This window comes from Lachnospira intestinalis, assembly GCF_040095895.1.
Taxonomy (GTDB): Bacteria; Bacillota; Clostridia; order Lachnospirales; family Lachnospiraceae; genus Lachnospira; species Lachnospira intestinalis.
On record NZ_JBBMFS010000021.1, the window covers coordinates 1 to 12,538 of the forward strand.

15 protein-coding genes and 1 pseudogene are annotated in these 12,538 nt (G+C 36.9%); 1 reads left to right on the forward strand and 15 read right to left on the reverse strand.

Annotated features, from left to right (window positions below; all coding sequences use genetic code 11):
* Positions 1 to 90: 90 nt before the first annotated feature.
* The 14 genes and pseudogenes from WMO37_RS14595 to WMO37_RS14660 form a co-directional block, all read right to left on the reverse strand.
* Complete coding sequence (locus WMO37_RS14595) at positions 91 to 666, reverse strand: DUF3267 domain-containing protein (protein ID WP_349155379.1); 576 nt, start codon at positions 664 to 666, stop codon at positions 91 to 93.
* A 116-nt stretch (positions 667 to 782) separates the two neighbouring features.
* A complete protein-coding gene (locus tag WMO37_RS14600) occupies positions 783 to 1,112 on the reverse strand; it encodes a LytTR family DNA-binding domain-containing protein (protein ID WP_349155380.1) in 330 nt (109 codons plus the stop codon).
* Positions 1,113 to 1,421: 309 nt separating this feature from the next.
* Positions 1,422 to 1,646: a hypothetical protein gene (locus WMO37_RS14605; RefSeq protein WP_349155381.1), complete on the reverse strand. Its 225-nt coding sequence runs from the start codon at positions 1,644 to 1,646 to the stop codon at positions 1,422 to 1,424.
* Between the two features lie 143 nt (positions 1,647 to 1,789).
* Positions 1,790 to 2,581, reverse strand: a complete 792-nt coding sequence (locus WMO37_RS14610) for a DUF3169 family protein (RefSeq protein ID WP_349155382.1) — start codon at positions 2,579 to 2,581, stop codon at positions 1,790 to 1,792.
* Positions 2,574 to 2,789: a helix-turn-helix domain-containing protein gene (locus WMO37_RS14615; RefSeq protein ID WP_186836461.1), complete on the reverse strand. Its 216-nt coding sequence runs from the start codon at positions 2,787 to 2,789 to the stop codon at positions 2,574 to 2,576. Before WMO37_RS14615 ends, WMO37_RS14610 begins: the two co-directional genes overlap by 8 nt.
* 149 nt (positions 2,790 to 2,938) lie before the next feature.
* Entirely contained in the window at positions 2,939 to 3,127 is a 189-nt protein-coding gene (locus WMO37_RS14620) for a hypothetical protein (protein ID WP_349155383.1), read from the reverse strand.
* A 7-nt stretch (positions 3,128 to 3,134) separates the two neighbouring features.
* Positions 3,135 to 3,320 (reverse strand): annotated as a pseudogene (locus WMO37_RS14625) (methylglyoxal synthase); the annotation flags it as partial.
* Positions 3,321 to 3,343: 23 nt separating this feature from the next.
* Entirely contained in the window at positions 3,344 to 4,396 is a 1,053-nt protein-coding gene (locus WMO37_RS14630; RefSeq protein ID WP_022431939.1) for an aldose epimerase family protein, read from the reverse strand.
* Positions 4,397 to 4,405: 9 nt separating this feature from the next.
* Positions 4,406 to 5,233 carry an AraC family transcriptional regulator gene (locus WMO37_RS14635; RefSeq protein WP_349155384.1) on the reverse strand — a complete coding sequence of 276 codons (828 nt, stop codon included), beginning with the start codon at positions 5,231 to 5,233 and terminating at the stop codon, positions 4,406 to 4,408.
* Between the two features lie 37 nt (positions 5,234 to 5,270).
* Positions 5,271 to 5,420 (reverse strand): hypothetical protein, encoded by a 150-nt coding sequence (locus WMO37_RS14640; RefSeq protein ID WP_349155385.1) that lies wholly within the window; start codon positions 5,418 to 5,420, stop codon positions 5,271 to 5,273.
* Positions 5,421 to 5,504: 84 nt separating this feature from the next.
* Positions 5,505 to 6,782, reverse strand: coding sequence for a galactokinase (locus WMO37_RS14645; protein WP_349155386.1), 1,278 nt, complete (start codon positions 6,780 to 6,782; stop codon positions 5,505 to 5,507).
* Positions 6,783 to 6,808: 26 nt separating this feature from the next.
* Complete coding sequence (locus WMO37_RS14650; protein WP_349155387.1) at positions 6,809 to 7,762, reverse strand: beta-galactosidase small subunit; 954 nt, start codon at positions 7,760 to 7,762, stop codon at positions 6,809 to 6,811.
* Complete coding sequence (locus tag WMO37_RS14655) at positions 7,746 to 9,647, reverse strand: glycoside hydrolase family 2 TIM barrel-domain containing protein (protein WP_349155388.1); 1,902 nt, start codon at positions 9,645 to 9,647, stop codon at positions 7,746 to 7,748. Before WMO37_RS14655 ends, WMO37_RS14650 begins: the two co-directional genes overlap by 17 nt.
* A gap of 65 nt (positions 9,648 to 9,712) precedes the next feature.
* Positions 9,713 to 11,083 (reverse strand): MFS transporter, encoded by a 1,371-nt coding sequence (locus tag WMO37_RS14660; RefSeq protein WP_349155389.1) that lies wholly within the window; start codon positions 11,081 to 11,083, stop codon positions 9,713 to 9,715.
* A 216-nt stretch (positions 11,084 to 11,299) separates the two neighbouring features.
* Between WMO37_RS14660 and WMO37_RS14665 the strand changes: the two genes are divergently transcribed.
* Complete coding sequence (locus tag WMO37_RS14665) at positions 11,300 to 12,157, forward strand: helix-turn-helix domain-containing protein (RefSeq protein WP_349155390.1); 858 nt, start codon at positions 11,300 to 11,302, stop codon at positions 12,155 to 12,157.
* A gap of 195 nt (positions 12,158 to 12,352) precedes the next feature.
* Here the strand turns inward: WMO37_RS14665 and WMO37_RS14670 are convergent.
* Positions 12,353 to 12,538 (reverse strand): hypothetical protein (locus WMO37_RS14670; RefSeq protein WP_349155391.1); only part of this gene is annotated, 186 nt, incomplete at its 5' end.

The following is a 12,538-nucleotide window of genomic DNA, read 5'->3' on the forward strand; positions in this document are numbered from 1 at the left end:
TGAGGCTGAGCTTCTGGCGGGTTAAAATGGGGAAAAATTTCTCATTTTAACTTGTACTAAATCTTGACATAGAACCAAATTTTGGCATTTCTACAAGTACCAATATGAGTGCATTCCACATAAATATGTTTTGGAATTTTTCGGCATTTGCTTTATTGCATTGTAAATATTTAAGTAATCCCCAAACCCCATTCCAATACAAATAATTCCAAATAAACCCAATCCAACAAATTTCGGAAATATCAAAAATAAAATATAGGGAATTATGCCAAGTATAAGATTAGGGCACAAGCACATAAAAATAAAACGCCCTTTACTCATATCCTCTGTTCCTACCACAAACATCAACCCATGTGCCAAATCATTATACATATATACATCTTTTTTATAACATATTGCATGCAGCAATTCATGTGGCAACAGAGATAATCCGCCACAAATTCCACCTATCATCATCCATATTGCATTATCAGGAATATATTCTATTCCCAGTATTAAAAATGGAATTGCTAATATACCCATTATCAAAATACATCCCCCATTTGCAATTAATGATAATTTCTTCGTATCCTCTGGTTCTTTAAACGGGGTTGCATTAGGATGATGTTCCTTGTATGGAAGACTACTCTCATCTCCATTATATTTGCCAGCATAGTGAAAAATCATATTCTTCTCCAATCTTTAAAAGCTACTTCAACGAAATTACACTCTTTTTTCACACAATCCATTAATTTCATCAATATCAGCCTTAACTCTACTAATATCCAAATAGCAGCACAGGATTAAAACAACACCACACATTCCAGCCAAAACATAGACAGGAAGCTGATTAACCCAGCTGCCTCTAAGAGTTTCTCTAACGAGAGCAGATTCTCACTACTTTCATAAACCCGACTGGCTGTATACAGATATGTACGCCTGTCAATTGTCTCAATATAATATATATCTGTTGGATATAATTTGTAGATCTCATCCTCATATTTAGCCGGAATGGTAATAGAAAGATATCTTACAAATTTCTCAACCTGCTCTACTTCTTTCGTTTGTTTATGAAAAAACATGTGAACCTCAGGCTCTTCATATTTCTCATTCTTATTCATAAATAATTTCATATGTATACCCACAATATTATCAAATTATTGCACTCTGCTTTGTTTGTTCCACTTTCATTGCCCAAAAGCATAAAACTATGAAAGAAACGTTCTTTCACATACGTGATACGATTCGTATCATTCCCCCAAATGCTTGTTTTTCAATGTATTTTTCGACTCTTTCGTGTGTTAACAGAAATCACGATACCAATAAACGAGTATAGTGGTTCCAAAAATATAACATCAATATAAGTATACGGTACATGATTTGCGCTGTAAAAGTAAAGCACAAATATCGTCCCCGCCCATGCTGACTGCCATCACATCGATTTAGTCCCACACAATATCCTTTTTCTTTCCGTTTTTCTTTCTCGGATACTGTCGGATACGGGTGACAAAGTCGAGATTGACGATTTCCCGTCCGCCGTAACTTCTCTCAATGACCATGCCCCCATCATCAATTTCCTTAATGACGCCCTGTATGCTGCCGTCATTTGAAGCAATTGTATAAATGATGCATTCTTCCCCAATAAATTGTTTTGCAAGTTCTTTCATAACAACATTCTCCTTGTTTTCTTTGATTTAGTATCTGCCACGCAACCGCTGCTGTTCGTCTTCTTCTCCTGATGCAGAAAAAGATAATCAGCACAGCTATAATCACCAAATAACTTCCCATTGCCTGTCCTCCTGCGTTTCCATCATGAAATCTTATTTCCTGCCTTTGAATACTTTAACGCTTCCTTGCAATATACAGACTGATTTACAATCCAAATCAGGCACACTACAAGAGATGGTAAGAATCCTATGCCAAAAACAAGCGCACAGATGGCAAGCACAATGGACAGAATCGAACAAACTGTGTTTGTGGCGGCGTAAGCTTTAAACGCACACTTGCCAATCATAATTTTTTCGGCTTCATCGCAGCTCTCCATCCATTTCTTTTGAAACTTCGTATCATAGACGGAAGCCGTTTTTTCGGGATTCATCTTTTTGGTGGTATCAACGCATTTCTGCTGGAATATAACCGCTTCGATCATAATGGTCAAGAAACCGATAATTCCCGCAAGAAACAGAGCGCCACTGGTTTCAGTTTTAAAAGTTTCAAATCCGTTGGCATAAGATGCCGCAATAAGGAAGTAGGAGAGGATAAAGGCTGCGCTTGTTACCCAAAGCACGATGGATAGTTTTTCGTCAATCGTATCGGACATTTCCTCATTTCCGCCGTCCCAAGATGCAAGTAGTTTTGTTGCGCTTTGATAAATAGGAACGCAGACCACCGGCACAATTACCGCTGCCGCTAACATCAGCCACGGAGCGATATATGTCCCAAAAAACATTCCTGCGGTTTTCATTCCGCCCGCCAGCGTGTTCAGCCCGTATTTTGCCGAGCAAAAGCCTATTGTTCCGCCGATAATGAAGCATATTACCATAATAAGCATAAATTGGGGCAGAGCTTTCCGATTTGCCCTCTTAATTTCATTTTTATCCATTATCTTCTTCCTCCTGTAAATAAAAAACTTCCTCCACCGCGACGCCGCACACTTTTGCAATCGTTAAGGCAAGGGTAACGGATGGCGAATAATCGCCACGTTCAATCAAACTGATCGTCTGCCTTGATACACCGCATAAGCGTCCCATTTCCTGCTGATTAACATTCAGTGCAGCCCTGCGTTCCTTTAAACGATTTCGCAGTATCATATAGCACCTCCGTCTGACAATTTTGCTTGTCTGTTTGACAACTTTAATTGTCAAAATGTATTATACTCTTGTCATTCTGATCCGTCAAGGTTAAATTATTGCATATGTTCAAAACAATCAAAACAGTTTCACCCAAAAAAACAAAACACTCAGCTTCTCACCCACTGGAATTCATAAACATCCGATGCCCTGTAATAGTTGTGTGAATCCATTGTTCCAAATAATTTCAAAATCAAAGAAATATACAAGCTTTTGCGTTCCGTACTTATATCATATGCTACGAGTGCTTCAATAATCTCCGGCATGGTAATACTGTGGGTTTCATCCGTCCGTTCCATGTACCACTTTTATCTTTAATCCTACATAATCTGCTATCATCCTCGCAGTCGTTCCGGTTCCGGACAGATTATGTTGCTGTAAAATTTCTTTATTTTCCATACACCATTTTAACATATCCTGTTTTTTTCCGTCATGGGCAATTAATGCTATATTTTTTTGTTTTCCAATCGTCATTGTAAGATATTTAATCATCTGCGTACCTCCATCTGCTATTTCTATATATATTCTGTAAAAAAATGATATATCGTTCTGGACTTAAATACTTTATATGCTGGCAATATACAACTTGGAAATTGCGAAGTATTACATGAATTAGGATAGAATTGAGTTTCAAAACATACACCGCTTCGTTTCTTATAAACTGCACCGTCTTTTCCTATCTGACCATTTAAAAAATTTCCTGTATAAAACTGCAATCCACATAAATCAGAATAAACATCCATTCCAATTCCACTATCTGCCCCGTACAATTTTGCAACTTTCCTCAACTTTCTGTCATTTTGAAATATATAATTATGATCATAACCTCCAGCAATTTTCATCTGTGGATTGTCTGCATCTATATCTTTTCCTATCTGCTTTCTTTTACGGAAATCAAATGGTGTATCAGAAATATCAATAATCCTGCCTGTCGGAATCATATCGTTACCTATCTCAAGTATCTGTCCCGAATATATTTCCGTATAATGTTTAAGAATTGTACCTGAATTGTGCCCATCCAAATTGAAATAACTATGGTTTGTAGGGTTAACAACAGTAGTCATATCACTAAGCATTTCATAATCAATTATAAATTCATTTTTATCTGTGAGGCTATATCTGATTGTCTGTTTTAAATTCCCCGGAAATCCCTGTTCCATATGGGGACTGTATCGTTCCATTTGCACAAACTCACAGACGTCATCCTTTCCATTTTTTACGCTGTAAAGTTTATGGTGCGATCTGTTAAAACCACTGTGAAGGTTATTTTGATTATCATTTTTATCTAACAGGTATTTTGTACCTTCTATTGTTACTTCTGCTCCTGCAATACGATTAGCATTTCTGCCGATATATGCACCAAATCCTGTATCCTGTTCATAATAATCCGTCAAATTATCATAACCAAGTACCACATCGCGATTTCTTCCATGCCTGTCAAGTACATAAACTGATAATACCAATGCCCCAAAATCGGATAATTCTACACACATTCCTCTGTTATTTGTCAATAGAAATCTGTGTGCTTTTTCTCCCTCTTTTGTTATTCCAAAATCTGTATGCCACATTGCACTCACCTATTCATCCATTATATCATCCACTACTACGCTTTTATTATTGTGTTCCATTCTTTTTCTGTACTCTCTTGGTGTAATCTTGTATCTATCCTTAAAAACACGGTTAAAAGTTCTTTGACTTTCAAACCCACAATCAAGACATATATTTGTAATGGAATCCATTGTATTTTCTAGTGCCGCAACTGCATAATTTAATCGGACTCCATTCACATATTTACTAAAATTACAGTGAAATGTTTTTGCAAACATTCTTGATAACACATATTTACTTACACACAAATCGTATGCCATTTTTTCAAGACTGATTTTCTCTCTAAAATTTTTGGCTACATATTCTACCGCATTATAAATCAAGTCATCACTCCCTACTGTGCTTTTATCAATCATTTGCATTTCTGTGAAAACATGGGCAAGAATTATCTGCACATATGCCAGTATCAGCATGGAATTTCCCTCTGTTATTTCTGCCAGATATTTTATGGCATTTACTACATCAGGATGCACTCGCTCTTTTTTTACAACTGGATTCTTCGGGCTGTATATCTGCAACGCTTTATAATAGGAAGGAAACAAAGTTGGATCAAGATACAGGTATATTACCTTATTTTCTTTTTCCCCAAACACCTGATAATGATGTATTACATTTGGGAACACGATTGCAAAATCACCCTCGTCCATGTGATACAATTCTTGTCCAACTCCAAGCTCAATATTCCCATCAGTTACATACACTACCTCTATTGCTTCGTGTAAATGTGGTGGAAAATGCACTGTTTTCTTCCACTCTACCGCTATTCCATCAGTTTTGTTCTCATATACCAATAACACTCGCAAGCAACTCCTTTTAATTTATAATGTCAGTTGTCTAATCCGGCATTAACTTGTTACATTTCCAGTTTTTATAATACTGACAATTTATTTCCTCTATATCATGAATATTTTCCCCTTCAATAATAGCTTTTGCAAGTATATCCATTTCTTTTTTCAGCCTGGAAGGAAGTACTGCAAGCCCCATCAATCAGCTCATATACTGTATGTGAACCAATATAGCCAGCCCCGCCTAAAACCAAAATCCTCATAATAAAACCTTCTTTCTATTTCATAACACTTTTATGCCGCCATATTTTCTTATTCTCAAATCTTTACAGGAACCGTTACCGAATACATTATCCATTCCGGATTTATAAGACTCTACATATTCATTCTTAACAAATGCCTGTATTGTTCCAGCAAAACCACCGCCATGCACCCTGCATACACCGTTTTCTCCCAAAAGCATTTCACTTACAATCAGTGCAACGGAAACATTCTGATTTTTTATATCCTGATTTGAATAAACATTCTGCAAATATTTAAAAGAAGAATTACCAGAAGCTTTCACATTCTCCAAAAATGCTCCTATATTTCCTGACTTCAATGCTCTTACTTCTTTCTGTACTCTTTCATTCTCACAAATAAAGTGTATCGCACGAAGGACACACCTATCCCCAAGTTTTTCTCTTAAATTATGAATGTTTTCCAGTACATCATTTGCAGATACATCACGCAGCACTTTTTTTCCAAAATATTTTGCAACAAGTTTCATTTCCTTCGGAACTGCCGCATATTCATCTGTCAAATCAGCATGAGAGCCTTTTGTATCCGTAATACATAGTCTATAACCATACTTTTCCATATCAAAATCAATTTTTTCAACCTGTGGATTTTCCGGATTGGCAAAATCAATATGAACAAGATTTCCCGTAGAACTTGCCATCTGATCCATCAGACCACAAGGCTTTCCGAAATAAACATTTTCAGCATACTGTCCAATAATGGCTATCTCTGTCGCTGAAACTTTTCCACAATTATAAAGTCCAGACAAAATCGTTCCTATCAGTGTTTCAAATGCTGCCGAAGATGAAAGTCCCGCACCAATCAGCACATCACTTGTTATATATGCCTGAAAACCTCCAACTGCATATTTTCTCTCAAGGAATCCAGAAACCACACCTTTTATCAAAGCCTTTGTTGTTTCCTTTTCTTTTTCATTTACAGATACATCATCAAGCCGTATAATGATTTCATCGTAGTTATCAGAAACTAATCTGATTACATTATCATCCGTCTTTTTTACGATCCCAATAGTATCAAGATTAACTGAGGCTGCCAAAACCTCTCCGTTCTGATGATCCGTATGGTTGCCGCCAATCTCACTTCTTCCCGGAGCACTGAACAATTCCACATCTCCCGGCTTATAGCACTGCTCAAATTTCTTTATTGCATTGATATAGCGTTCCCTCTGGTAAGAAATCTTTGCCTCATCAGCATAAATGTCTAAGAGTCTTTCATCATATGCACCATCCAGAAAACTACGAATCAATATCTCTATCTGCATCTCAAACACCTCACTTCAAACAAAACTTAGCGGATAATGAAAGAATAGTGAATATCTTTTTCTGCATTAATCCGATAATCATCTTCCACATCACTTCCCCAGCTATCAATTCCACCAACTCCTCTTACTGCACCATAGACACAAAGGACTGTTCTTCTTGCTGGTGGCAGTTCCTCATGGTGTGTTGCGTTTTCAATCTCTGATGCTGTATAAGGTAGGCATGAAAAAGCAAATGCCTTGTCGTTTTTCTCTATTCTTAATGTCTGTGCTGAACTATCCGTTCTGCTATTATCAAGACTTGTATGTCTTGTAATCTCCAGCCACTCTGTATCCATTCTCATACCACATTCCTGTGGAACCAGATATGGTGTCAGTCTCAAATCTGATACCTCATAAACTCCTTTTTCTGCCCCTGCCTTTCTGTCCGGATAGGTTTCCCCCGATAATCCCTTGTACATATATTTATCTGCAAGTGTCGGCATAATAAACCTCATTCCGAATACCGGAAGTTCTGGCAGTCCCTTTACTCCTGTGTAATCCACATCCACCTTGATATTTCCAATTGCATCAATTGTATAAGATACAATGACTGTTGTTACTGGATTGCTGACAGTCTCATAGGTATATTTCACAATTATTTCCCCGGCAGCCACATCACCGCCATAGATATTATTGTCCGGAGCATACTGCTTTTGCCGTTCACCGTCCATAATAACTTCCGTTTTTTTACAGTCAATGAACATATCCGATGCGAGCCAGCTTCCACTTTTAATATGAAACCTGCTGCCTCTGTCATTATCTGTTAATGCTCTCCAAAAAGTAGGCTTTGGACAACGATACAGCCATTCATAACCTTTTTTTACTATAGACTCTATACCGCCCTGTGAATAAGAGAATATATAGTCAAACCCTTCTCCATGTACGCCAAGTGTATAATCTCCATATACAACTCTCAATTTATTCTTATCTGTATAAGCCATAGTAATACCTCACTTCCTGCATAGCTGGTTTTTCCTTACGGTCTGCAAATACGATTCCATTTCCTGAAAACTCATAATCAGAAGGCTTATCATCAAAGTCTCCGCCATAACGCAAAACTTCTTTTCCTGTCACTTCATCTTTCACGAAAAGTGCCTGATCAATGAAATCCCAGATAAATCCACCGTGGTACATCTCATACTTATCTATTAACTTCATATAAGTACCAAGTCCTCCCATCGAATTACCCATATCATGCATATACTCACACAAAAGATAAGGTTTCTTTGGATTATTATTTAAATATTCCTCCACTTCATAAGGCTTTGCATACATTCTGCTCTCTACATCTGATATGGTTTCCTCATAATTACGGTCATAGAAAGAGCTTTCATAATGAACAAATCTGCCATCCTGCTTTTCCTTGAAGTAAGTATTCATTGCTTCTATGTCATCACCCGCATAAGATTCATTTCCTAAAGACCAGAAAAGAATTGCTGTATGGTTTTTAAAAGTTTCAAAATTACTCCTAGCCCTGTCAACAACAGCCTCCCGCCATTGCTGAATAGAACAAGGTACGCTGCACGATGGTTCAATCGCACCAAGTTTCTGGAATGTTCCATGACTTTCCATATTCGTTTCTGCCATTACATAGATACCAGCTTTATCACACAGGTAATACCACGGTATCTGATCCGGATAATGGCAGGTGCGTACCGCATTGATATTATTTCTAATCATACAATCAATGTCTGCTGTCATTTCATCCATACCGATGCTTCTTCCTGTCTTTGCACTCCACTCATGACGGTTTACGCCGGTAATGACAAGACGTTTACCATTTAAATAGATTACATTGTCAATCATTTCAAGTCTTCTGAAACCTATGTCATATGGAATTATCTCTAATATTTCTCCATCTTCGCTTCTAAGCTCTACATATGCGTGATACAGATATGGGAAGTGATTATCCCATGCCTTAACACTTCCAACCTCAGTATCTATCACTCCTACAAGACTTCCAGCTTTTTCCTCTAAGGTGATATTGTCCTCTGCCACCTGATTATTCTCTCGGTCTTTTAAAACAAAATGGGCAGCTATTTTCTTTCCTTCTGGAGCAGTTACTTTCATCTTTACCGATACCCTGCCGCTTACATTATCCTTGTTTAGTGTCGGCTGAAACCATACATCTTCCAAATGCACCTCTGGCACTGCTTTTAAAGTTACATTTCTGAAAATTCCAAAAAAGCGGAAAAAGTCCTGATCTTCCAAAAATGCTGCTGTACTCATTTTATGGACCTGAACTGCCAGCACATTTCCTTTTTCTCTGATAAATGGTGTCAGATCAAATTCTGACGGTGTAAAACTATCCTCCGCATATCCTACAAATTGACCATTCAGCCACAGATACATTGCTTCTTCCACACCTTCAAAACAGATACAGATTTTCTTTTCACGCATTTGCCCGCTCAAATCAAATCGTTTGATATAAGATCCGACAGGATTATACTCTGCCTCAGAAAACATTCCTGCCTCGTCCCCGGTACTCTCCATACTATACGCACCCCTGTGATATTCTTTTCCCTCCCACGGATACATTGTATTGATATAGCGTATTTTGTCATAGCCTGCCAGTTCGATATGCCCCGGAACCATAATCTTAGCAAATGAAGATGCATCAAAATTTTCCTCATAAAAATTTTTCGGTCTATCCATTACATTTTTGCTAAAAGCAAACTCCCATTGTCCATTTAATGACTGCATCAATGGATTCTTCGATTTTTCCATATCTGCATAATCTATATAGTAGCAATGGTCACTGTGTGCGTCCAACTGGTTTACACGGAACACTTCCGGATCGTCTAACCATTTCATATCAGCATTCATAATAATTCTCCTTTTTTCTTATTTTCTATATAACCCCTAAAGACAAACTTCAGGGGCTATTTTCATTACTGATTCTGCATATTTTCTTTTAATTTCATATTTGCACTCTCTACATTAAGGAATGAAAGAATGACTGTAATAATTATGTCAAATATGAACGGAAGCCACAAATACATAAAATACATCATATTAATACAGCTATCTGGCTGAACCGCGTTGTCAAGGTTAATATATCCACTTATATCCAGCATCCAGCCTGAAAGTGCAATACCAATACCTCCACCGAGTTTTACGCCTAATGAAGTACAAGAGAACATGGAACCGTCAATTCGCTTTCCACTCTTTAAATAAGTATGTTCTGAACATTGTGCAATTACTGCGCTCATGTCTCCCTGCCAAGGTCCTTCTCCAAGGGATGTAAGAACTGTAAATAAGAGCATCAACGGAACACTTCCCAGATAACCTGCCACTGCAACCATCAGACGACATACTGTAGCAAGCATATAACTATACTTGTTTAACTTATACATTCCTTTCATTTTTGAAACAAGTGCAGGTGTAATGGCAAGTGCAATGATCAATGGAATATTATTCGCCCATGAAAATACACCGAACAAATTCTCATTCAGTAATACATATGTCATAAAAAAGATTCCTACATTCACCATAGAAGCACGAAGCTGCTGAAGAATGTAAATCACGCAAATCATTGAAAAATATTTATTACTAAAGAGAAGTTTTATTATCTGCTTAAAAGAAAGTTTGTCATCTTCCTCTCCTGCCACACTATTATCTTTTAATTCTTCATCTGACAGCTCTTTTACTGAAAATACAGCAAGTGTATTGGTAATAATACCTATAATACAGTAAATAAATGCGATAGTTCTCCATGCAACTGCACCGCCACCAAACATTTCTACTGCACCAACAGTAACAGACTGGATGACTAGATTTGTACCAAATGAGAACATGAAACGGAAAGAACCCATCTGAACACGCTCTTTACTGTTTTTTGTTACCAGTGATGTCAACGCTGCATACGCAATATTATTAGCAGTATAAAATACAGCATTAAGCAATGTATATGCTATAAAAAACCATGCATACTGAGCTGTTTTTCCAAGACTTGTCGGAATTGCAAATACACCAAACAGTGTGACGGCACAACCAAAGAATCCATAGAACATCCACGGTCTTGCCTTCCCCATCTTACTCTTTGTATGGTCTATCATTGTACCGAAAAATATATCCGTAACTCCATCAAATAATTTTGATACTGCTATCAATGTACCTACTATGCCTGAATTTAACCCAACTGTATTTGTCAGGTAAATCATGACAAATGATGATAGAAAAGCATATACTACATTTCCTGCAATATCTCCCGTTCCGTAACCTACTTTGTTATACCATTTCAGGTATGTTTTTTCTTCCATGAGAATTTCTCCTTTCACAAATACCTATTCTTTTGCCTCGTTTTGTTCCACAACTTTATTATGATTAGTATATAAAAAATAAGCCAAAAATGACATATCATAAATTGGACAAAATATGCACAAAATGATAAAATTAATGAACACAAGTATTATATTGGATAAATTTTTAGTTATTTTTAACATATGTTTTTTATATTTCAATACAAGGAGGCACACATGTACACAAATAATGCATATCTCAATCACTCAACGATTGATAGAAAAGATAAATCCAAGCCGCTTGTTGTAACTATGTGTGGAACATATAAGCTCTACACACGCCCTAAACTACCTACCTGGAGACCTCGAGGCAGACTTGATTTCCAGTTGATTTATATTGCTGCCGGAAAAGCCCATTTTTATTTTGGTCGTAATAGTGAAGAAGAAACTATTGTTCATGCCGGACATATGGTTTTATATCGTCCAAAGGAGGCTCAAAAATATGAATATTACGCCGAAGATCAGACAGAAGTCTACTGGGTTCATTTTACAGGTAGCGATGTAACAAATATATTACGCTCTTATGGATTGACCGATAGCAAAAAGGTATTTTACTGTGGTTCTGGTCCCTCCTATCAGAATCTTTTTCGTGCAATGATAAATGAATTACAGATGTGTAATGATCGTTATCAGGAAATGCTTGAAATGTATTTAAGACAAATTTTTATAAAACTGCAGCGATACTTTAATAACAGCATAAGGATAGATAATTCCCGTGCTACAGAAGCTATTGACATGGCTATTGCCTATTTCAATGAACATTACAGTGAATCAATCAGCATTGAAGAATACGCTAAAAAAACACATGTAAGTACAAGCTGGTTTATACGCAATTTCAAACTTTATGTTGGTTCTACACCAATGCAATTCATTTTACAAAAACGCATTTGCAATGCAGAAGCCCTGCTCTTGAATACGGAATATAACATAAACGAAATTGCACAAATTGTTGGCTATGATAATTCTTTATATTTCAGCCGCATGTTCAAAAAGATAAAAGGCATATCTCCCTCAGAATACCGCAAAAATATATAATAAACTGCAACGGACAGAGAATATTTACATACTCTCTGCCCGTTGCAATTTTTGTCTATTTATTTTTTTATTTTGGCAAGTAATATCCCCCTTTGTGTTTTATAATGACAGCGTAAACAGAAAGGAGATGAACTTCCATGAGAAATAAACTTCACAACTTTATCGAAAATATACTTAGCTTTTATGCAACTTTCTTCACAAGAGGATTTTATCGTTTTTAAATACCATTCCATACTTTCCTCGATTCGCCCATCCTGTTTGTTGTAAAATAAAAATGTAGGTGATTGCAAAGCTGATTAATCTATGCAACGGAATATAAAAAAGCAACAGAAAATATGCAGCGTAGTTACTCAAAGAAAGCGTTTCCGTGGGATAATGCAT